Annotated in this window: 21 protein-coding genes, 1 pseudogene and 1 riboswitch; of the genes and pseudogenes, 2 read left to right on the top strand and 20 right to left on the bottom strand. The window is 44.6% G+C overall.

What is annotated here, in order from left to right; translation table 11 throughout:
* Positions 1–94: 94 nt before the first annotated feature.
* Positions 95–199, bottom strand: a riboswitch (TPP riboswitch).
* Between the two features lie 204 nt (positions 200–403).
* Entirely contained in the window at positions 404–562 is a 159-nt protein-coding gene (locus tag M1D67_RS21415; RefSeq protein WP_020453503.1) for a hypothetical protein, read from the top strand.
* Positions 563–612: 50 nt separating this feature from the next.
* On the opposite strand, the gene aceA is transcribed toward M1D67_RS21415, so the two are convergent.
* Genes aceA through yhfH form a run of 3 tightly spaced genes read right to left on the bottom strand, consistent with a single transcriptional unit; the run spans position 613 to position 3,668 of the window.
* Positions 613–1,884: an isocitrate lyase gene (gene aceA / locus M1D67_RS21420; RefSeq protein WP_105981315.1), complete on the bottom strand. Its 1,272-nt coding sequence runs from the start codon at positions 1,882–1,884 to the stop codon at positions 613–615.
* A 14-nt stretch (positions 1,885–1,898) separates the two neighbouring features.
* Positions 1,899–3,488, bottom strand: coding sequence for a malate synthase A (aceB, locus tag M1D67_RS21425; protein WP_103749450.1), 1,590 nt, complete (start codon positions 3,486–3,488; stop codon positions 1,899–1,901).
* A gap of 42 nt (positions 3,489–3,530) precedes the next feature.
* Positions 3,531–3,668 (bottom strand): protein YhfH, encoded by a 138-nt coding sequence (yhfH, locus tag M1D67_RS21430; protein WP_023856901.1) that lies wholly within the window; start codon positions 3,666–3,668, stop codon positions 3,531–3,533.
* Positions 3,669–3,883: 215 nt separating this feature from the next.
* On the opposite strand from yhfH, the gene M1D67_RS21435 reads away from it, so the two are divergent.
* The gene (locus M1D67_RS21435; RefSeq protein ID WP_199792135.1) at positions 3,884–6,064 is read left to right on the top strand and encodes an ArnT family glycosyltransferase; all 2,181 of its coding nucleotides are present in this window, start codon (positions 3,884–3,886) and stop codon (positions 6,062–6,064) included.
* A 43-nt stretch (positions 6,065–6,107) separates the two neighbouring features.
* On the opposite strand, the gene M1D67_RS21440 is transcribed toward M1D67_RS21435, so the two are convergent.
* From M1D67_RS21440 to M1D67_RS21520, 17 genes and pseudogenes are all read right to left on the bottom strand, one after another.
* Complete coding sequence (locus M1D67_RS21440) at positions 6,108–6,575, bottom strand: DUF2716 domain-containing protein (protein ID WP_095291279.1); 468 nt, start codon at positions 6,573–6,575, stop codon at positions 6,108–6,110.
* Positions 6,572–7,279 (bottom strand): hypothetical protein, encoded by a 708-nt coding sequence (locus M1D67_RS21445; RefSeq protein WP_105981317.1) that lies wholly within the window; start codon positions 7,277–7,279, stop codon positions 6,572–6,574. Before M1D67_RS21445 ends, M1D67_RS21440 begins: the two co-directional genes overlap by 4 nt.
* Before the next feature lie 13 nt (positions 7,280–7,292).
* On the bottom strand, positions 7,293–7,859 hold the full coding sequence (locus M1D67_RS21450) for a hypothetical protein (protein ID WP_095291275.1): 567 nt from the start codon (positions 7,857–7,859) through the stop codon (positions 7,293–7,295).
* Complete coding sequence (locus M1D67_RS21455) at positions 7,860–8,597, bottom strand: DUF2750 domain-containing protein (protein ID WP_234026550.1); 738 nt, start codon at positions 8,595–8,597, stop codon at positions 7,860–7,862.
* 25 nt (positions 8,598–8,622) lie between these two features.
* On the bottom strand, positions 8,623–8,976 hold the full coding sequence (locus M1D67_RS21460; protein WP_026580354.1) for a YxiJ family protein: 354 nt from the start codon (positions 8,974–8,976) through the stop codon (positions 8,623–8,625).
* A gap of 190 nt (positions 8,977–9,166) precedes the next feature.
* Entirely contained in the window at positions 9,167–9,640 is a 474-nt protein-coding gene (locus M1D67_RS21465) for a hypothetical protein (RefSeq protein WP_229129193.1), read from the bottom strand.
* Between the two features lie 14 nt (positions 9,641–9,654).
* Positions 9,655–10,413 carry a hypothetical protein gene (locus tag M1D67_RS21470; protein WP_479831505.1) on the bottom strand — a complete coding sequence of 253 codons (759 nt, stop codon included), beginning with the start codon at positions 10,411–10,413 and terminating at the stop codon, positions 9,655–9,657.
* Positions 10,389–10,775 (bottom strand): hypothetical protein, encoded by a 387-nt coding sequence (locus M1D67_RS21475; protein WP_306738993.1) that lies wholly within the window; start codon positions 10,773–10,775, stop codon positions 10,389–10,391. Before M1D67_RS21475 ends, M1D67_RS21470 begins: the two co-directional genes overlap by 25 nt.
* Positions 10,738–11,412, bottom strand: a pseudogene (locus tag M1D67_RS21480) (DUF7003 family protein). The gene M1D67_RS21475 and the pseudogene M1D67_RS21480 overlap by 38 nt, the downstream one beginning before the upstream one ends.
* 23 nt (positions 11,413–11,435) lie before the next feature.
* Positions 11,436–12,128: a DUF7003 family protein gene (locus tag M1D67_RS21485; protein ID WP_479831506.1), complete on the bottom strand. Its 693-nt coding sequence runs from the start codon at positions 12,126–12,128 to the stop codon at positions 11,436–11,438.
* A gap of 182 nt (positions 12,129–12,310) precedes the next feature.
* Positions 12,311–13,072 (bottom strand): hypothetical protein, encoded by a 762-nt coding sequence (locus M1D67_RS21490; protein WP_026580359.1) that lies wholly within the window; start codon positions 13,070–13,072, stop codon positions 12,311–12,313.
* A 439-nt stretch (positions 13,073–13,511) separates the two neighbouring features.
* Positions 13,512–15,452: an ABC transporter permease gene (locus tag M1D67_RS21495; RefSeq protein ID WP_479831507.1), complete on the bottom strand. Its 1,941-nt coding sequence runs from the start codon at positions 15,450–15,452 to the stop codon at positions 13,512–13,514.
* A complete protein-coding gene (locus tag M1D67_RS21500) occupies positions 15,442–16,203 on the bottom strand; it encodes an ABC transporter ATP-binding protein (protein WP_020453508.1) in 762 nt (253 codons plus the stop codon). The genes M1D67_RS21495 and M1D67_RS21500 overlap by 11 nt, the downstream gene beginning before the upstream one ends.
* Positions 16,204–16,304: 101 nt before the next feature.
* A complete protein-coding gene (locus M1D67_RS21505; protein ID WP_020453509.1) occupies positions 16,305–17,309 on the bottom strand; it encodes a sensor histidine kinase in 1,005 nt (334 codons plus the stop codon).
* A 5-nt stretch (positions 17,310–17,314) separates the two neighbouring features.
* Complete coding sequence (locus tag M1D67_RS21510; protein ID WP_020453510.1) at positions 17,315–18,001, bottom strand: response regulator transcription factor; 687 nt, start codon at positions 17,999–18,001, stop codon at positions 17,315–17,317.
* Between the two features lie 107 nt (positions 18,002–18,108).
* The gene (gene bglH / locus M1D67_RS21515; protein WP_095291262.1) at positions 18,109–19,518 is read right to left on the bottom strand and encodes an aryl-phospho-beta-d-glucosidase; all 1,410 of its coding nucleotides are present in this window, start codon (positions 19,516–19,518) and stop codon (positions 18,109–18,111) included.
* Between the two features lie 40 nt (positions 19,519–19,558).
* Positions 19,559–21,409, bottom strand: a complete 1,851-nt coding sequence (locus tag M1D67_RS21520; protein ID WP_479831508.1) for a beta-glucoside-specific PTS transporter subunit IIABC — start codon at positions 21,407–21,409, stop codon at positions 19,559–19,561.
* Positions 21,410–21,478: the final 69 nt, after the last annotated feature.

The raw sequence follows: 21,478 nt of genomic DNA on the forward strand, positions 1-21,478 counted from the left end.
ATCGGTTTTATAAGGAAGGCACAGGGGGAGCGAGCCGCTTTTTACGCAAAAAAGCCGCCCCAAAATGGAGCGGCCTTTGTATGATGAAATCATAAAGACACCGGCTCCACTTCCCTACGCTAGTATGAACTAGATCAGGTTCAAAGGGTCCAAGATCGCTTCTTGTCTCAGCCGGCTTACGGCTCCCCTAGTGGACTTCCTATTACATTAACTTTTACTCTACACATCAATGATTATGATGTCAACCTGAGTTTTTCAGTTTTATTCTTGTATAGAACCGCCGGGTTTCATACAGAAGATGCAGCGGGTAAAAATATTTATGGAAAAATGTTAATTTTCTGAAACCTTTTGCAGGCTTGTTCGTCTAATATAGTGAAGACAAAAAAATTTGGAGGGGATATTTATGATGATGTTTATCTTGATTTTGACAATGGCTGTGTATTTGTTCTATTCTTTCAGCAAAGACAACCGGCCGGCCAAAAGAAACAACAAAAATCATCAGACACTGACTGTTATTAGGGAAAACCCTTTTACCGCCCCTTCCAATGATGTCAATTGCTAACTTGATAGACAACAAGCAAGCCGCCCCATGACGGGCGGCTTTTTACGTTTTTAGGATTGAAATTGTTCCGCTTCAGTCGATCCCTTCAGTGCAGTGGTTGATGAAGTCCCGCCTGTCACAACCTGGGCGACTTCATCAAAGTAGCTCGTTCCGACTTCGCGCTGATGCCTTGTCGCCGTATAGCCGTGGACTTCGCTGGCAAACTCGGCCTGCTGCAGATCAGAATACGCCGCCATTCCGCGGTGCTTATATTGGCGGGCCAATTCAAACATGCCGTGGTTTAAGGCGTGGAAGCCTGCCAGTGTGACAAATTGAAATTTATAGCCCATTTCACTGAGCTGTTTCTGGAAGTTCAAGATGGTGTTGTCATCCAGTTTGGCCTTCCAGTTGAACGAAGGGGAGCAGTTGTAGGCGAGCAGTTTGCCCGGGAATTTTTCATGGATCGCCTGTGCAAACCGGCGGGCTTCTTCAATATTCGGCTCAGACGTTTCACACCAGATCAAATCGGCATACGGCGCATACGCCAAACCTCTCGCAATCGCCTGATCAAGACCCGGCTTTGTTTTGAAGAACCCTTCCGCTGTTCGCTCTCCCGTCAAAAACGGCGCATCATATGAATCGACGTCGCTTGTGATCAGGTCGGCCGCATTCGCGTCCGTACGGGCAATAAGAATGGTCGGGACTCCCATCACGTCTGCGGCGAGGCGCGCGGCAATCAAATTACGCACCGCCGTTTGCGTCGGAAGCAGCACTTTCCCGCCCAAATGCCCGCACTTTTTCTCAGACGACAACTGGTCTTCAAAGTGAACTCCCGCGGCGCCGGCTTCAATCATACCTTTCATCAGCTCGAACACATTCAGCTGTCCGCCGAAGCCCGCTTCAGCGTCGGCCACAATCGGAGCAAACCAATCGATGTCTTCTTTTCCTTCCATATGGTGAATTTGATCGGCGCGCTGCAGCGTACGGTTGATTTTTTTGACGACTTCCGGCACGCTGTTTGCCGGATAAAGGCTTTGGTCAGGATACATGCTCCCTGACAAATTGGCATCGGCCGCCACCTGCCAACCGCTTAAATAAATCGCTTTCAATCCGGCTTTTACTTGCTGCATGGCTTGATTTCCGGTCAAAGCGCCCAGCGCCGGCACGAAGTCCTCTGTGTGGAGAAGCTTCCACAGCTTTTCGGCGCCGCGCCTTGCAATCGTGTATTCAATCTCAAGCGTGCCTCTCAGCCGAATAACGTCAGCCGCCTGATACGGCCTTGTGATCCCTTTCCAGCGTTCTTCATGCTCCCAGCTTTCTGCGAGTTGTTTTTCTTTCAGCATCGCACATTCCCCCATCATATTTTTTCATAAGCGGGTATCGTTAGAAATTCCGCGAATTCATCATCCAAAATCAGCTGTTCAAATAACTGTCCGGCCTCTTCGAACCGGCCGCTCCGAAAATGTTCTATGCCGGCTTCTTCGAAGATTTTCTGCATTTCTTCCTCTTTCATCATCTTGACCATTTCGGCGTTGACTTTCCGGCCATCGTCAAGAACCCCTTTCGGATGGCGAATCCATTGCCAAAGCTGGGCTCTGGAAATCTCCGCCGTTGCTGCGTCCTCCATTAAGTGGTCGATCGGAGCGGCGCCTCTGCCCGACAGCCATGAAGCTAAATAGCGGATGCCGGCGCTGATATTGGTACGGACGCCTGCTTCTGTAATCCGGCCTTGCGGTACTTCCAGCAAGTCTTTTTCCTCGACCTTTACGTCTTCCCGCTTTCTATGAATCTGGTTCGCCGACGGCATATGCTGATTGAATACATCGAGCGCCGTTTGAATCATGCCGGGATGCGCGATCCATGTTCCGTCATGTCCGTCTTTTACTTCACGTTCCTTATCTTCGCGGATTTTGGCAAATGCGGCTTCATTGATCTCAGGTTTGTCTTTAGCGGGAATTTGCGCCGCCATTCCCCCGATCGCATGGACGTTGCGTTTATGACACGTTTGAATCGCCAAGAGGGAGTACGCCCTCATGTTTGGAACCGTCATCGTCACGGCTGAGCGGTCTGGAAGAATGACGTCTTCCCTGTTCCTGAATTTCTTAATAAAGCTGAAAATATAATCCCACCTGCCGCAGTTAAGTCCGGCTGAATGCTCCTTCAATTCATAGAGGATTTCATCCATTTCAAAAGCCGCCAGGATCGTTTCAACGAGAACCGTCGCTTTAATCGTCCCCTGCGGAATGCGCAAGTCGTTTTGCGCATAAACAAACACGTCGTTCCACAGCCTTGCTTCCAGATGGTTTTCGATTTTTGGAAGGTAGAAATAAGGGCCGCTTCCTTTTTTGATCAGCTCTTTTGCATTATGGAAAAAATAAAGGCCAAAATCGAACAGGCTTGCTGACACGGGCTTGCCGCCGATCAGCACATGCTTCTCTTCCAAGTGCCATCCCCTCGGTCTTACAATGATGACGGCGGGGTTTTCTTTCAGCTCATAGCGTTTGCCCTGTTTATTCGTAAAAGAAATCGTCCCGCGAACCGCGTCCCGCAAATTAACCTGGCCTTCAATGCAGTTTTTCCAAGTCGGCGAGTTCGCATCTTCAAAGTCGGCCATAAAGACTTTGGCTCCTGAATTTAAAGCATTGATGACCATTTTTCTGTCGACCGGGCCGGTGATTTCAACCCTGCGGTCCTCCAAATCCCGGGGGAGCGGGGCGACCGTCCAGTCCGCCTCGCGGATGTGCTTCGTTTCCGCCAAAAAACCGGGATTCTTCCCTTGATCAATTTCAGCCTGCCTGATCGTTCGCAAATGCAGCAATTCCCGTCTTCTTCCCCCGAAATGTCGTTCAAGACGTCCGATAAACTCCAGCGCTTCTTTTGTCAAAATCTCTTCATACTGCGGATTCATCGATCCGGTTATCTGAGTTCTCTTCTCCTCTGTTTTCATGTCTCCCTACCCCTTTACATGCATTGTTATAAAACAGTTTGCTTACTCGCCTTTTTTGGAAAGACAGCGCTCACATTCCATAAAGTAAGATTCAGCCTGCTCCTCCATCTTTTCGCCGCATTCAGGGCAAGTTTTTTTTGGAAGCGTTCTGAAAAATTCCATCGGACTTTTCAAGCTCATTTGTGTCACTCTCCTTTTTTATAGAACAGTTTTATGTTTTTGATTTCTGTTGTAGTACAGTATACAGCGCAAAAAGAAAAAAGTACACACCTTTTTCCAAAAAATATTTATTTTTTTCCATTCAAACAAAAATAGATTGTTCTCTTTTTATTCATAACTTGTTCATATTTTTCTTCTAGAATAGGGAACATAAAGAGGTGAAAGTGATGATGAAAATAAAAAACAAACAACTTGATGTCATTCTGATTCTTATTTTGTTGGCAGCTCTTATTCTGAATACATATAACATTTGGCAGGACAATGCCGCCAACCAGTATTACTTGGCGGCGGTCAAAAGCATGACGCAAAGCTTCCACAATTTCTTCTTTGCGTCATTCGACTCTTCCGGATTCGTGTCAGTAGATAAGCCGCCCCTCGTTTTATGGATTCAGACCATATTTGCGAAAATTTTCGGCGTGCATACGTGGAGTGTGATTTTGCCGCAGGCGCTTGCAGGTGCGGGTTCCGTCTATCTGCTATACGTACTGATTAAACCGAAATTCGGAAAAGGAGCCGCCCGCATTTCAGCGCTGGTGATGGCGCTGACGCCGATCGCGGTTGCCGTAAGCCGGACGAATAATATCGACAGCATGCTCGTCTTCACGCTCCTTTTTGGTACATGGTGCCTGATGAAGGCGGTCAAACAAGGCAGGCTGCTCTGGCTGCTCGCTGCATTTGGCCTCATCGGCCTCGGGTTCAATATGAAGATGCTTCAGGCATTCATGGTGCTTCCCGCGTTCTTGCTGTTTTATCTTATCGCGGCCCATGCGAATTGGAAGAAAAAAATTGTGTCCGCTGTTTTATCGCTTATTATTCTCACCGGCGTTTCGCTTTCTTGGGCGCTTGCTGTCGACTATACATCGGCCGACAGCCGCCCGTATGTCGGAAGCAGTCAAACCAACTCCGTGCTTGAACTGGCTTTCGGCTACAACGGCACAGAGCGGCTGCTCGGCCAGACGACGGGCAACGTCCGCGGCGATATGAACGGTTTTAGAGGAGACATGCAGCAGCCGAACGGCAATGCACACACTCAGAACGGGAACAATGCAGCCGACAGCTCCAATGGACAAAATGGCGCGATGCAGCCGCCGGGTGCAAGCAGCGCGACCAACGGCAATGCGCAAACTCAAGACGGAAGCCGTTCATCCGACGGCTCCGATGGTCAAAACGGTGCAATGCAGCCGCCGGCTGCGGGCAACGCGACCGATGACGGTTCTCAAGGAGCAAACGGCGGCAGTCAGCCGCCAACCGGAGGCGGACCGGGTGGAGGCAACGGCGGGCCCGGTGGCAATGGCGGACCGGGTGCAGGTCAAGGCAGCGGACAAAGCATGAACATGTTCGGCACCGGTGACGCAGGACCCCTGCGGCTCTTCCAATCTGCTTTATCGGGCCAAATTAGCTGGATGCTTCCATTCGCATTATTCGGACTGCTCGGCATGATCATCAGCTGGCTCCGCAGCCGCCGCGAAAATGCAGGCGAAATGAAAGAAACAATCTTTTGGGCTGCATGGCTCGTTCCTGTTGCCGGGTTCTTTAGCATCGCCGGATTCTTTCACCACTACTACTTGATTATGCTGGCACCGCCGATCGCCGCACTGTCAGGAATTGGATGGTACGCGATGTACGCCCTTTACAAAAATCACAAAGACTGGGCAAGCTATCTGCTGCCGGCTGCCGTTCTGACAACGGCAGCATTCCAAGTGTATATTTTAAACGCATATACAAGCCAAATCGGCAGCGCCTGGATGTATGTCATGGGCCTCTTGGGGCTGGGTGTCAGCATCGCCTTACTGACGCTGAAGCGAAGTCATCCATTCGGAAGGCAGCTCACCATCATCAGCTTGTGCGTGCTTCTTTTGACAACGGTCTATTGGTCGGCAACACCGATCCTTTACGGAGGAAACAGCGTTCTTCCTGAATCAGGGCCTCAGCTGCAAAGCTCCAACGGAGGCGGAATGTTCAGCTCGGATGTGGACACAGGACTGCTCACATACCTCCGGAAAAATAATACCGGCGAAGAGTACCTGTTCGCGACATTGACAACGGTAACCGCAGCCCCGTATATCATCAATGCCGACGAAAATGTCATGGCGCTCGGAGGCTTCAACGGCACAGACCCGATCTTGTCGATCAGTGAGCTGAAAAACCTCGTCAAAGAAGGAAAAATAAAATACTTTCTGATCAGTGACAACTCAGGCAACAGTGAGCTCGTCTCCTGGATTAAAGAAAACGGAACCGAAATTTCGTCTGATGAATACAACAGTACCACGAACAATACAGACCGCTCCGCACAACAGGGCGCAAGGGGCGGCCCGGGCGGCGGACAGCAGCAAACACTCTACAAGGTTGAGCTGTAGGAAATATGAGGAAGCCCATCGGACTCATCCGATGGGCTTTTGATTATGCTTTTCTAAAAATAACCGGCGGATGATGTTCAATATGGTCAAGAAGTTTTTCTCCATATAGGGTCATCGTTTGCCGCCAAGGGTCGCCAAGCACGCCCCATTCAAAATCCCGCTGGAAAAAGAAATAGTAATCCCCATTCGGAAAGAGCGGAATCGGCCAATCCCCATATTCATCTTTAGGAAGCGGTCCGTGCGGATAAAACATATATCCTTCATGCTGCCAATAGAGTGCGTACATCGTCTCCAGCGGATCTGTACACGCCTTGAAGGCGCCGATCATCTTCTCCTCCAAATCGGCAAGGAACCGGCCGTCTGCTTTAAACCCTGTGGACACATCATAGACAATATACGGCCGCGGCGGCTTCATCCTTGAACATTGAAGGCCGGGTTTCCATTTGACGACCCGATTCACCTTTGTCCACACTTTATCATTTTCCCGGCTGCTTAAAACGGTCCAGCTCATTGGGTATCGTTCTCCTTTTGCTGTTTGACAAATTTGCTGCTCCCGTTTACCCGCAGACTGAAATATGAATGCTTGTGGGCCATTGTATATATCACCGCTTCATCATCCGACAGCCATTCCAGCCTGTTCATATAGTATGCGATGTCCTCAATAAAAGTTTCTGTTGCAGCCGCCAGTCCTTTTGCAATCACATTTTTCTTTCTGTCTTCAATCACTAAATATAATCTGAACGAGTATATATCAAGCTCGACCAGAGGGTACGCCTTTAATTTAAAATTCGTACTCATCTTTGGCCGCCATGCTTTAAACTGGTGTTTGTAATCTTTCTTCCTCATATTTGCAAAAGCCTTAGCAACAGCCGCTTTATCCCAGTTGCGTTGTTCCGCTACAAACAGCATCGCTTCTTTCAGTACACCTGCCATCATCACTTTTTTCTCGTAACTCTGCAGCTTTTGGAAAGCTGGCATATCAAAAGGAATCTCCGCTTCATAACTGTGTTTTGGACAAAGCATATCAGGTTCTTCCTGAACTGTTTTTACCAGTTTCATCTCTTCAAAGTCACCGCATATAAAGAAAATCGCTTGACAGTCGTTCGTTTTAAACGTTTTACCCAGCTCCCACAAAAACATCTCTGTGATACATGTTGACTCGCCTTGCAAACCTTTCCCATATTCATCGACCATCTGTACCTCTTTTAAAAACATGTCAGTTGTCCTCTCACATCTTTTCTCCGTAATGCCTCTGGAAAATTTCCTGAAAATCCGGGGGAATGGTTTGGTTGTAAAATATGACAGAAATCCAACCCAGCACGATATCATTGAGCGGCTGCCAAGACTTCAGACTTTCCTTCAATGCATCATCATTAAAGCCAATGACACATATTTCGAATGTACGCGAGCCATAAATAACCCATTTTTGTGAAGGTGACATCCATACAACTCTAGAAGCCAGCGTTATCATGTCTTCATTCTGATCCGAACCCTTTGTCAAAACCGAAAGATACGCTTCAGACGACATATCAACGGGAAGCTTCACCCAAGTGTCTGACCACTCCTCAATTCCTCCCATCACAATATATTCATCGCCTGAAGCAGCTGCCAATTGGCTTAGCATATGCCAGCTATCATCTGACAACACCCAATGAAATTCTTCGAAACAGAAATATCGGAACTTCTGTCTGAACACAAGATTTGGAAACTCCTTTTCTGCATTTAATAATTTGTCTGCTGCCTGCCGGAAGAGATGCAGCTCACTGCTGTTTTTACCATCACCTTTCCGATACATTTAATAATTCTCCAATTCCGCCAAGATGTCTTCCAAGAGAGAATCGATCGGCAATATAATAGCGTCTCTCGAGTTGAAAAAGATGGACGGCTGAATCCCGTCTTCTTTCATGCCCGGCAGCCACTCATTCACGAATTCTTCGAGATCGATCGGCCTGGCTGTGCATTCCCTCCATTCCTGTCCTGCGCACAATTCGGCGTAGTCCTTTGCCGGCCAGAACGGAATCAATTTGCCGCCTTGATCATCCTCCGTCATCACCCATCCGTCGCCATATAATGACCAGACCTCTTCAAAGTCGGCGATTCTTTTAATAAAATACTCGTACCGCTTCTCTTTCGAAGCCTTTAATAAAGCCTCGACTTCTTTTTTGTTCAGCCTTGGCACGATTCGTTCAATGCGTGAAACATCATATGTATGGCAATAAAATTGGAATGTCCCGTCTTCATAATCTTCAACAACATAATTGATATTCTCCCAGCCGGCGTTTAATTGATCGATTTTGAAACCGCCATGCCGGCCTTCAAAATCGGTTAACCGAACAGAAGAAACCTCCTTAAATGTCAAATCAATATGATAGCTGTCATTCTCATCTTCATAGAGAACCGTCATGTCGATCGAGCTGATGTCTTTTCCTTCATGAAATTCTTTGTAGTATTGAAACCGGATAATTTCTTTAATATGAACCGATGAAAACTCGGGTATTTCCAGATTAAGCTTTTCGTGTTTAGACAACTCCACTATAGTCACCTCTGTATGGGTATGGTCAAGTCTTCCTGCGGTTTACAATCGAACACAACAATCTCCTGACGTTTTCATGCATGGCAACCACATGAAAAGTCTCAGGGTAATTTTCGATTTTGTTCTTTGGATAAACTTCAAAAAACGTTTTTTCTAGTGATTGGCGTTGCACCTTAGGCATTTTTTTATCCGCCAAAACGTAACCTAAACTGCCGGCGACGAGCGCAAAATACTCGTAAAAATCCCCTGACAAGCCGTGCCCGTCTTGTTCAAACGCATCCAAATCTGCCGGAAGCGGTCCTGACAAGCGCTTGTCCATATCCTTCAGTTGATTTACAGTATCAGCATCAAGCCGATAATATCTGTATCTTTTCTTCATTGTCCTTCACCCGCAGATCGTAAAAATTCTGTTTTATCAAAAGAAAAGTGGATCTCAATTATTGCCTACATATTGCTCATCACCTTTTACAATCACATTTATATACCTTTAGCTTCGACTTAGAATACGACATTCCGGAAGAGAGCAAAAAATATGTTTCGCCGAAGAAAAACGCCCCTTTAATGATGCATTATTCCACGACATAGACATCAGTCGCATCAAATTCAAACCAGATGACCTTCTCCTTTGATTCAATATGTACATCAACCTTTTGAGTCACGCTATTAAAATATTTTTTATTGTTAACCGGGTCTGCTACTAAAACAACAAAATCATTGATTGAAGCAAGAAAAGAGAGGTATTCTGTCAGCTTGTGTCTTTCTAGCAGTTCTTCTTTAGTCAACATGCACTCAACGTGGATGAGCCTTTTCGATAGGGCATTTACAGCAAATTGTTTATCTTCAATGAATGGGTTCATTTCATCTATGAAATCGGGCGTTCCCATAATTTCGATAAGAATCTGGTTAAAATCGAGATGTTCAAAAAATGTAATGAGGCCATTGTTTGACAGAAGATCGGATGAGTACAGTGAATGGTAATGCAGAAGGTTGATCACATCCAGATTTCCTATACTCGTCAAAGACTCGGTATTTAATTTACACACGGACCGCACTCCTTCTAGTTACTCCAGGTCAGATATGATAGCTTTTGTCTGCTTTCCTTCATAAAGTCACTATTTGCAGCATTCCGTTCTAACTCAAACAATTCTTGAATGGATATATCCGGGAAGGTTTCGTCTAATAAACGGTTTCTTCGATTTGTATACAATACACGAGCGAGCGGCTCATGATTTGAGCTGATAACCTTAAAGGTATAATCGATAATATAGCTTTCTTGTAAACACACTGCCGCGAAGACATGTTCTTTTAATAAGTCTTTCCCTATTTCTGCTGAAGCCGCCTCGTCCATTCCCTTGTAAACCTTATTGAACAGAATGCAGACCGCACTGCCTTCATATTCATCTATCATCTGCATGATATGAAAGTAAGTGTTATGGCTGTCAGGCACAATGATTTTATCCCCAATTTTATAATTTTGTCCTTTAGGAATCTTATAGTTCGCAATCTCTTCTTTAAAACTGTCGCGCAGTTCTTGAGAAACCATAAAGGAGGGATTATGCAGTTCATTTATAACCGCGGCCACTTCAAACACTTTTTGGCCATCCCGATAGGAAACTGAGGTTCCATCGGCTTCTGAATCAAAAGCTACCCTCCCGAGTCCTCTTTGTTTTAATTCTTTTCTAATGAGAGAGACAGCCCGCTCTGTCGTTTCTTGATTCAATAATGCCGCCACATCTGCATAAAACCAATATTTCTTAATGACAGGATCGGAAAAATAGATATCTATTTTTCCTAATCGAAACGTTCGTTGGTGCACTTTCTCACCTCATCAATGGGGCCGTTCCAGTATTCTTCTATCCAATCCTTTAGTTCCTCTTTATCATGCAAATATGTTTCAGGTGAATCCTTTAAATCGAATCCGCTTAGTAAAATCAACAAATTCCATACCCTCTCATCTTCTACTTCCGGATCGTCAGCGTATACATAACCCCCTGCCCAATCCGAAAGTTCCTCTCTCGCCAAATCTCCTTTTAACACCTGTTTCATTTTGCAGATACAGTCCGATAATTCAGGTTTTTCCACATCTAACACCTCTTTTGTTATCGAATGTGATTCTCCCCATAGGCTTTCTAAACATGCCTTAGTCGATATCGTAATCTTCCCACTGTTTCCAATCATTATTTGGGACCCCTGCACAAACCGGACCTTGTCCAGTTTCAAGATATTCTGCAAATGATTGAAATGAAACTAATTCACTTGGGCTAGTTAAATAATCGGGATACTCCCAATTCTCTGTTTCATACACTTCTTCATAATCGCATTGTAGTCCTAATTCATTCAGAAGATTTTCGGGTTTTATCCAAAGAGCCTCTCTGAAAGAAGGATCTTCAAACAAGTTTCTAAATTATGTTTTCCACGCTCCTTCTTTTATCTGTTTTTGGTATCTGTTTCTCTGGTTAGCTTTTATACAGTAAAGAGTCTCCACAATTTCAATTTTGGCTACTTCGCTTAATTGATCCAGATTACTTTCATGATATGTTACCAGCTCACCTGCTTTGGTCGTTAAAGAGAAGTCGTCCATAATGATTAAGCTGTAGTTGTCTGAAAAACTGTTGCTGTATGCATGAATAGACAGAAAAGGCCCTTTATCATCTATTTGAAAGCACTGTATTGAAAGTAACCAATCATCTTTATTTAATCGCATTAACGTACATTTACTGCCGATATAGTTACATTCGCGCCATTCAAAAATCGGTCTGTTTAATTCACTAAATTCACCGTCTAATAAACTAAGAATTTCTCTGCTTTTAATCAATGGATTTCTCCCTTAAATACTTTTTAAAAATAATCGACAGAATCTGTGGATGCCCACATTGGCCACTCTGTATTTCCATTGGCATAGTCTGATAGATATGTTGCTTTTTTGCGGCATATTGCTTCGGCAATTGATTGAAAGAAAGGAGAAAGACTTGGCAAATCCTTTTCTGTTTCTGGATGTATCCACGTTTCTGTTGAATACAATTGGTCATACATTAACGGGAGATCAGCAGTTTGGAGTTGTTCATGTTTTGTCAGCCAGAGAGTGTCGAGAAATAAACGGTTTTTACTCATCTGCCTCAAACAGGTAATCCATTCATTCTCCGCATTAATATTTGCTTGCACTTTTTGCTCAATGAAAAAATGAAATACTTTCTCTCTAAGGACAACGCTAAACGGATTTTTTGTGAAGCCGGTTTCCACATCCTCCAACTCTAATTTGTTTCCTTTTTCGTCCAAAAACGCAAACGGCTCATCAACTAAAAAGCTTGCTTCATGATTAATTACTTGATTGCCCATCGCATGAAAATCAATAGCCGGTCCCAATTTTGACAATCCGAACAACTGAAACGTCAAGAGCCAGTTATCCCCTTCAACAAATACCGAAAGTTTGCCTTTTACGAAATCGAAATTTCCGTTATCAAGCAACGGAAACTCTCCCTTTTTGAATGAATCATCAAGCAATGCAAGAATCGCTTCTTTATTTTTGAGCACGATCATCACCCCCGTTTTGCCTTTTGCTAACACTTTTTGGTTTTTTGTGTAATTAAATTGCTATTCGTCTAAAACGCCTTACCACTAATCCAATTTCCGAAAGCTCATGGTGTTTTATGATCGTTTAACAGCTACCATGGCTACTCCTAGTTAATATATCAGGCCACACACTGGATATTTATTTATGTTTCATACTTAATGATATCTTCCATTGAAATGCCGTTAGAATACTTCATTAGAATCGTCTCTATACATAAATGGCCGAATATTCCTATGGGGTTATAAATGGCCTTACCTGTTTTCTGATCTACTTCTGTTAATACATCATCTCCACCTAAAGAGCCTTCTTTTCCTTCACTAATAAAATATTTTCCTTCCTCATAAGTAATAAATCTTAATTTGGATTCATCATATTGTTTCAACAAATCTTGAGTTGCTTTAGAAACAACCTTCCAATCATCCTGCAAAAAACCAGTGTAACTTGTATTTGCTACAAATAGCTTATTTTCTTCTTTTAGTAAATCACGTATCATAGCTTTACTCAGCTTTTGATCTACAAAAATGTCATAATACTGAATTAGCACATCATCATCTTTACGTTTTGCCAAGTTTCCTTCCAAAACCCATGCATAGCTGTATTTATTTATCTCCTCTAAGGGAATCTCAATAATAGCGCCGGGCACAATTTTTGACAGGGACTTAGCTTTTTTTGTTGAAGCTTTTATATCTGTAATTTGTCTTTCGTTTAGCTCCGGAAAAAATGAATCTCCATTTGTGTTCAATACATGAAGCAATGTTACGAAAAATTCGTCTAAAGCCGGTTCCCTATCCAAATGCTCCTTGGACATTTTATAGAATTTCTCTACCGCATCGTGAAGGATATCCAATCCGTCATCACCGATCATAATGTTCTTGTTTTTATGTTCTTCTTCCCAAATGCCCAATAGAAAGCTCCTTTCAACTCTTTCTTCTCTATTGCAACTGACAGCAAGTATTCATAGCGTTTCTTCCGTATGTATACAGCCGCCTGTCCAGTACTATTTTAAATGTTTCTGTACCTGGACAACCGCAAGCTGTGGAATTAACCAAGGTATCGTCAAACAATCGCTCTTTTGTATCAAAATGGTTGAATCACAAACTCATAATCAACGGTATCTCTTTTTCAGCATAGATCACTTTTTCCATCGTTTAGCTTCATTATTATCTATATTTTAACCGATGCATAGAACTGTTACAATATTCCTAAAATATTTAAGGGATTAAAACCCAATAAAAATTACATTTTTTTATATTCATTGAGCGAAGCAAAAAAAGGCTGCCCCCACTCGGGAACAGCCCTTTCATTCGTCTCTGATGCTGCGGCCGGGATTCCACACGGCTCAGCTACAGCGCCGACTTGATCACTTTCTTACCGTAAAGAACGGACAGCAAACCGAAAATAGAATACAGAACGGTGTACAGCACCATCACGATGATCATCGGCGTCCGCACCTCTGCTCCGAATAAGAACCAGCCGGATTGGACAGCGAAGTAACTGTGAGACAGGCCGATAACCAATGGAATTCCGAAATTATATATTTGCTTGATTCGTATCCCCTTCAGAAGATCCCCGCGCGTGAAACCAAGTTTTCTCAAGATCGTGTAATTCGGTTTCTCATCTTCGCTTTCGTCCATTTGTTTAAAGTAAAGGATGCATCCTGATGTGATCAGAAACGTAAGTCCTAGAAATCCTACGATAAACATGGCAAGTCCGAAAAGCGATTTTTGAGCTGTGCTTGCATCGAGGAGCGATAAATGCTGATCGTTTTGATTCACTGTTGCAAACAATTCATTTGCCTGCTGAATCTGATCTTCATCTTTTAAATTGATCCCGTAAAAAAGACTCGACTTCTGCTGTAATTTTGGATCTTTGTCTTGGCTCAGACGTTTAAACAGCGCATCATCCACAACGGCTACAGGCAATCCGCCGCTGGTAAAGTTGAAGGATAAGAGCGACTCTTTTCTCAAGCCTATATAGTTTAATGGGATTGTCTCATGCCTGCTCTTTACCTTTACGGCACCGGTCTCTTTTAAAGCCATAAATTTCTGGAGAAGGTCGGTATACCCTGAGAAAATGACGTCTCCTTTATGCACGTCAATCCCGTCAATTTGTGCATCGCTGACCACAGCAAGAGGTAATTTCCCCGGGTCGCCAGCCATATTTTCAGGATCCCCTTCGACAACTTGTTCCAGATTGAAAGTCGCCTGAATGACATGAATTTCTTTTTTGCTGTATGAAATGTTGTTTTCATCCAATAGTTGTTCGAACCGTTTTGCATCCTTTTGAATTGTCATAGCGAAATCAGCCGCCACATTTTGTTCGGCGGCTTTCTCTGCAGAGTAGTACGAAATATAGCACAAGGATAACAAACCGATCGCCAGTGCCGTAACAGTGGTGATGATCGTTAATAATAGAGCGTTTGATTTCAGCCGGAACATAATCGATGAAAGGGACAGCACTTCATAAATATTTAAGTAGCCTCCTTTGCTTTTGCGGATGATATTGGAGACAAAGCTGACCGATCCTTTATAAAAGAGGTACGTTCCGATGATAACGGTACCGAGAATAAAGCTCATCGCATAAAACAGCTCATCTATGGTCTTGAATTTTCCGCTGAACAACTCAGTGGAAATGTAATATCCCGACAAAATAAACAAGATGCCCAATAAGCCAATGATCATTTGAAAAACGGATATTCTCTTTACCTTATCTTCCGTAGCTGATGTCGCTTTAAATAATGACAAAATGCCTTGCTTTTTGATAAACGTATAATTCATCACCATCACCAGCAGGTAGATTCCGCAGAATACAATGACAGTTTGCATAAGCGCTTCTCCGGAAAAATTCAATTCGGTTTCAGCTTGAACATCAACTATTTTAAATAAAGTCATAAGCACGAGCTTTGAGATCGAAAACCCGGCAAACACCCCAATGACCAAAGAGCCGAAATACAGCATGACATTTTCCAAACTTAAAATACGGAAGATTTTTTGCTTCCTCATGCCGATTAGCTGGAATAAACCGATTTCTTTACTGCGCCGCTTAATAAAAATCGTATTGGCATACAAAATAAAAACTGCTACTACTGCCACTAGAAGAATGGAAGCTGCTTTCAAAGCCGCTGCACCTTTTATCGATGCCTTCACTTCATCGATCGCCGGATCATACTGCAGCGTAACAAACGCAAAATAAAGCGCCACGCTGAAGATTAACGCAAACACATAAAGGTAATAGTTCCGTATATTCTTTTTCAGGTTGCGGAAGATCAGCTGATTAATACTCATGCTGAACCCCGCCTAACACGCCTTGCGTTTTCATGATGTCCTGAAAGAACATCTGCCTGTCTTGTCCGCCTTTATTCAGCTGCGTATAAATTTGTCCGTCTTTAATGAAAACCACTCTGCTGCAGAAGCTCGCGGCGACGGGATCATGGGTGACCATAATGATTGTGGCCCGGCGCTTTTGATTTAACTGGCTCAGCTTGTTTAACAAGTCTGATGCGGATTTCGAATCAAGCGCACCGGTCGGTTCGTCAGCGAAAATAATGCTCGGTTCATGAATAAACGCCCTGGCTGCTGATGTGCGCTGTTTTTGCCCGCCGGAAATTTCATTCGGATACTTATTCTTCAGCTCAAAGATGCCTAATTCTTTCGCGACTTCCTCAAATTTTTGACCGGCTTCTTTTTTTGATATTTTCGTAATCGACAGCGGCAGAAGGATATTTTCTTTCACTGTCAGCGTATCGAGCAAATTGTATTCTTGAAAGATAAATCCTAAATGCTGCTTCCTGAATTCAGCAAGCTGTTTTTCCTTCAGATTCGTCATCTCAGCTTGGTTGATGTTAATCGTTCCGCCGCTCACCTGGTCAATAGAGGACAGAACATTGAGCAATGTTGTTTTGCCTGAACCTGACGGGCCCATAATACTGACAAATTCACCCTTTTGGATCTGAATGTCAATTCCCTTTAACACTTCGTGTTTATTGTGCTTATTTCCATAGCTTTTTCGTATTTTTTTCGCTTCTAAAATCATCATTTTTAAAATCTCCTTTTGACTGGATATTTTTATTATAGAAAGGAGAACAGCCGTTTTCCTTCGATTCAGCGAACAAAAAAGAAAAGCGTGTGACACTTTTGTCACACGCCAAGCACACGGGAAAATTCGTTCCGCTTCGGAAAAATCAGCGTAAAGGTTGTCCCCGTTCCTGGTTTAGAATCAACCTCGATATGAATCAGGAGCGGCTTTGCCGCTTTTTTCGCCAAATACAGCCCCATTCCCGTGGCGGCCTGATCATGATGCTCCGTTGTTGATGTGAAACCTTTGTCAAACACACGCGGTATATCTTTTGGATCGATGCCCCGTCCAAAATCTTGAACTGCGAGATGCACCTGGCCATCTTGTTCATAGCTTTTAATCAAAATATCGGATGCTTCGCTGTATTTCACTGCGTTTGTCAGCAGCTGCCTCATGATAAAAGACAGCCATTTCGCATCGCTGAGCACTTCCCCGGCCTCAAGCTGTATATCAAACCCGATCCCTTTTGGAATGCACCATGATTGCAAATCTTTTAGTTCTTTAAAGATTAAAGGTTTGAGCTCTAGAGCTTCAAGAGACAAGTCATTTTCGATAAATGACATCCGCTTTTGATGAAGCTGGCGATCGAGCAGCAGGTGAACGCGCAGCCATTCATAGTCGAGTCTCGATTTTAATGATTGATCGTCAATCGTCTCCATGATCAAATGCATGGCGGTAAGCGGCGTTTTGACTTCGTGTATCCAGGCCATGAGCTCATCTTTTTCATTCTCCAATGCCAGGCGATGCTGCGCCGCCTCTTGCTTTAACTGTTTCGTTTGTTCGGCTATGCTTTTTTCAATCATCGTTTCGAAAGGCGTTTCCGCCTCTCGAATGTTTGTCACATCGAGATTGTGATCCCATTCTTCCAGGCTTTTATAAAACTTCGTTTCCCTCCGAAAGCGGACAAGTACAAAAACGATAAAAATAAATGAAGACAAATAGGTCATATATAAAATCGATGCAAAAGGAATGGATGAATCGACATAAGCGATAAACAGAAAGACGATCTGCTGCAAGACAAATATGGCGATCCAGCTTCGCCTCTCGGTCAAAAACGCTTTCAGCATTCTCATCATCCTTCTTCTTTCGCCATATAGCCCTGGCCGACCTTTGTCTCAATATATTGCCCCAAGTTCAAGGTATCCAGTTTTTTTCTCAAACGGTTTACGTTGACCGTCAGCGTGTTATCGCTGACAAAACGCTCATCGTTCCATAAGCTTCTCATCAATTCTTCCCTGCTGACAATTTTGTTTTTTTGGTCGATCAATTGTTTTAAAATGAACATTTCATTCCTCGTCAACTCGATCGACCCCGCCTTATTGCTGACGCGGTTTTGCTCGGGATCAACGGTTGCACCGCACCACGCTTTCTTCAGAATCTCAGGCTCCGTATTATAGTCGTAAACACGGCGGAAAATCGCCTGGATTTTGGCAATCAGCACGTCAAAATGAAACGGTTTCTGAATATAATCATCTGCTCCAAACTGCATGGACATGACCATATCAGCAGGATGGTCGCGCGAAGATAAAAAGAGAATCGGAACGTTGGAACGGGAACGGATCTGCCGGCACCAATGAAACCCGTCATATTTCGGCAGCTGAATATCGATAATGACGCAATCGGGCTTAATCGCCGCAAACTCCTGCATCACTTCGCTGAAATCGTCGATGCCGTACACCTCGTATGACCACCCGGTTAACCGTTCTTTTATTTCCTGAAACAGCGATTCATCGTCTTCGATCAACAGCAGTTTAAACATTTGCCTCACCGCACTTTTTGTCTTTTTTCTAAGTCAAGTGTATAGCAAATCGTTTTCATGCGCTACAGAGAAAAAAGCTGTCCTGTAAAGGACAGCCATTTTAAATATCACAAACTCTCGCCATTCGTTTCGATCACTTTTTTATACCAGTAAAAGCTTTTCTTTCTCGTTCTTGCAAACGTGCCGTTTCCTTCATTGTCACGGTCGACATAAATATAGCCGTAGCGTTTTTTCATTTCGGCGGTGGATGCGCTGACCAAGTCGATCGGGCCCCATGATGTGTAGCCGATTAAGTCGACGCCGTCTGCGATCGCTTCTCTTACTTCTTTTAAGTGATCACGCAAATAGTTGATTCTGTAGTCATCTTGTATCGAACCGTCTTCTTCGACAACATCGACGGCGCCGAGCCCGTTTTCAACAATGAAAAGCGGCTTTTGATAGCGGTCGTACAATGTATTCAGCGTAATGCGGATTCCTTTAGGGTCGATCTGCCAGCCCCATTCGGACGATTCAAGGTACGGGTTTTTAACCCCTCCGAGCAAGTTGCCTCCCGTTTTTGCCAAATCTTCCGGATTCGTGCTCGCAACCATTGACATGTAGTAGCTGAAACCGATATAGTCGACTGTGTTTTCCTTCAGAATGTCTTCATCACCTTCAGCCATCTCAATCGCAATTCCATTTTCCTTAAAGAAGCGCTTCATATAGCCCGGATAAGCTCCGCGTGCCTGTACGTCCGAGAAAAACAGCGTTCTTCTCTCATTTTCCATCGCGGCGAGCACGTCTTCCGGTTTTGGCGTCATCGGGTATGTCGTCGTTGCGGCAATCATACAGCCGATTTTAGCGTCCGGAATAATGTCCTTGCCTGCTTTTACCGCAAGGGCGCTTGCAACAAATAGATGATGCGCCGCTTGGTACATCGCATTTAACTGGTTTTCGCCTTCTTCAAATACAAGGCCACCGCCTGTAAACGGCGCATGCAGGACCATGTTGATTTCGTTGAACGTCATCCAATATTTCACTTTGTCTTTATAGCGGGTGAAAACCGTTTTCGCATAATGTTCATAGCACTCGATCACTTTCCGGTTTTTCCAGCCTCCGTATTTTTTAATTAAACCGAGCGGCATTTCATAGTGGGATATCGTCACGACTGGCTCAATATTGTATTTTAATAGCTCATCAAAGAGGCGATCGTAAAATTCGAGTCCTTCTTCATTCGGTTCACTTTCATCACCGTTAGGAAAAATCCGCGTCCAGGCAATCGATGTTCGAAACGCTTTAAATCCCATTTCGGCGAAAAGAGCGATGTCTTCTTTGTAGCGGTGGTAAAAATCGATGCCTTTGTGATACAGGTTCAATGACTCCATCGACTCATCGAATGGATACATGACCCCGTTCGGCGACACATCAGCTGTCGAGAGCCCCTTTCCGCCGACATTATAGGCGCCTTCTACTTGGTTTGCGGCAACCGCTCCGCCCCATAAAAAACCATCAGGGAATTTTTTCGTTTGTTCAGTCATATCCTTTCACCTCATCCAAATTTGTCGAGCTTTCCTCTCTCTACGCCAGCGCGATCAGCGCTTCCTCAATGTCAACGCTTTCATCTGTTTTCAAAGGCTTGATCGACTGGTACCGGTCCGTATTTGTGATGATAACCGGCGTGATTAACTGATAGCCCGCATCCTTAATCGCATCCATATCAAATGAGACAAGCTGGTCTCCCGGCTTTACAGCGTCTCCTTTATTGACATGCACGGTAAAGTGCTCACCGTTCAATTTCACCGTATCGATTCCGATATGAATAATAATTTCTGCCCCATTGTCGCTAGTGATGCCGAGGGCGTGCTTCGTTTGAAAAACGGTCGTGATCGTGCCTGATACAGGCGACACCACTTTGCCTTCTTCTGGCTCAATGGCAACACCTTTTCCCATGACTTCTCCTGAAAATGTCGCATCATCCACTTCACTCAATGCTTTGACTTCGCCTTTCAGCGGGCTTTGAATAATTTCTTCGGCGGCCGCGTTGCCTTGAGGTTCGTCTTTAGCCTGAACTTCATCTTCCTGTGAAGGCACATCTTCAAACCCTAGCAGATAAGCGATAATCGTCGCTGCAAAAAACGCTATAACAAGGCCAATCATCGCCTGAACGAATGTAGGGCCGATAAATGTCGGAATGCCAGGCAATCCGGCGTTGCCTCCAACAATGTAGGATGCAACGCCTGTGACACCGTAAAAAGCACCGCCGACGGCTGCACCGAGAAGCGCTGAGACAAACGGCTTTTTCAGCCTCATGTTGACACCGTACATCGCCGGCTCCGTGATTCCCATCAACGCCGTGATGCTTGTCGTCATCGACAACGATTTGAACGTCTTATTTCTTGAGCGTAAAAAGACTGCGAATGACGCGCCCGCCTGCCCCATATTGGCCAGAAACATGGCCGGCATCAAGTAGTCGTATCCGTTTTGAGTAATATTATTAAGCATAATTGGCACCAGCGCGTAGTGCATTCCCGTCATAATGATGAGAGAGAACGTTCCGGCCAACAGAACCATTGCAATGAGGCCAGCATGCTGGAATAAATAATTCACACCGACAGATAGATAGTTTCCGATAATCGCTCCGAGTGGACCGACCGTGATCAATGTAACGGGCACGACAATCAGCAGGGTGAAAGTCGGAACAAAGATGAGTTTCAAAGAAGTCGGGGTGATTCTATCAATCCATTTTTCTACATAAGATGAAATCCAGATGGCAAGCAAAATCGGAATCACCGTCGACGAATACGTGGCAGCGGTTACAGGCAATCCGATAAAGGAAATGCTTTCCCCTGAACCGAGGAGCGCTGTCAGATCGGGATGCAGAATCGCCGCTCCGATCGCCGCAGCAACATAAGGGTTGCTGCCGAATTTTTTCGCTGCACTGACCGCAAGCAATAAAGGCAGGAAGTAGAACGCACCGTCGCCGATAGCAGTCAGAATAGTGTGCGCCTGGCTATTCTCGCTCAGCCAGCCGAACGTCACGGCTAACGCTATAATCCCCTTGATCATACCCGCACCGGCGATCGCCGGCAGAATCGGTGTAAATACGCCGGAAATGACATCAAAGATGGCGCTCATCACATTTGTCTTTCCTTCTGCTTTCTGCATGCCAGCCTTTCCCTCGCTCAGTCCGCTGTTTTCGATAATCGCTTTGTAAACTTTAGGCACATCATTTCCAACGATAATCTGAAACTGGTCGCCGCTGATGTTGGTGCCCATTACAGCCGGAAGACTTTCCAGTTTCGCGCGGTCTGCCTTCGCATTGTCATAAAGGTTGAAACGCAGTCTTGTCATGCAGTGAATCACGCTCTGTACGTTCTCTTCACCGCCCACGAGTTGTAAAATGTCCTTCGATACTTTATTATAATCCATATGAGTACCTCCTCTTTTGGGGGAATCTGCCGGACTGAAGGTGGCCGCCTTCACCCGGCTTTTTTATTG

Source organism: Bacillus sp. PK6-025 (genome assembly GCF_056530265.1).

What these genes read in the sequence shown, in the direction of transcription:
- M1D67_RS21415 (WP_020453503.1), top strand. Translation starts at nt 404, where the DNA reads ATGATGATGTTTATCTTGATTTTGACAATGGCTGTGTATTTGTTCTAT.
- aceA (WP_105981315.1), bottom strand. Translation starts at nt 1,884, where the DNA reads ATGCTGAAAGAAAAACAACTCGCAGAAAGCTGGGAGCATGAAGAACGC.
- aceB (WP_103749450.1), bottom strand. Translation starts at nt 3,488, where the DNA reads ATGAAAACAGAGGAGAAGAGAACTCAGATAACCGGATCGATGAATCCG.
- yhfH (WP_023856901.1), bottom strand. Translation starts at nt 3,668, where the DNA reads ATGAGCTTGAAAAGTCCGATGGAATTTTTCAGAACGCTTCCAAAAAAA.
- M1D67_RS21440 (WP_095291279.1), bottom strand. Translation starts at nt 6,575, where the DNA reads ATGAGCTGGACCGTTTTAAGCAGCCGGGAAAATGATAAAGTGTGGACA.
- M1D67_RS21445 (WP_105981317.1), bottom strand. Translation starts at nt 7,279, where the DNA reads ATGTTTTTAAAAGAGGTACAGATGGTCGATGAATATGGGAAAGGTTTG.
- M1D67_RS21450 (WP_095291275.1), bottom strand. Translation starts at nt 7,859, where the DNA reads ATGTATCGGAAAGGTGATGGTAAAAACAGCAGTGAGCTGCATCTCTTC.
- M1D67_RS21460 (WP_026580354.1), bottom strand. Translation starts at nt 8,976, where the DNA reads ATGAAGAAAAGATACAGATATTATCGGCTTGATGCTGATACTGTAAAT.
- M1D67_RS21475 (WP_306738993.1), bottom strand. Translation starts at nt 10,775, where the DNA reads ATGATTGGAAACAGTGGGAAGATTACGATATCGACTAAGGCATGTTTA.
- M1D67_RS21495 (WP_479831507.1), bottom strand. Translation starts at nt 15,452, where the DNA reads ATGAGTATTAATCAGCTGATCTTCCGCAACCTGAAAAAGAATATACGG.
- M1D67_RS21500 (WP_020453508.1), bottom strand. Translation starts at nt 16,203, where the DNA reads ATGATGATTTTAGAAGCGAAAAAAATACGAAAAAGCTATGGAAATAAG.
- M1D67_RS21505 (WP_020453509.1), bottom strand. Translation starts at nt 17,309, where the DNA reads ATGCTGAAAGCGTTTTTGACCGAGAGGCGAAGCTGGATCGCCATATTT.
- M1D67_RS21510 (WP_020453510.1), bottom strand. Translation starts at nt 18,001, where the DNA reads ATGTTTAAACTGCTGTTGATCGAAGACGATGAATCGCTGTTTCAGGAA.
- bglH (WP_095291262.1), bottom strand. Translation starts at nt 19,518, where the DNA reads ATGACTGAACAAACGAAAAAATTCCCTGATGGTTTTTTATGGGGCGGA.
- M1D67_RS21520 (WP_479831508.1), bottom strand. Translation starts at nt 21,409, where the DNA reads ATGGATTATAATAAAGTATCGAAGGACATTTTACAACTCGTGGGCGGT.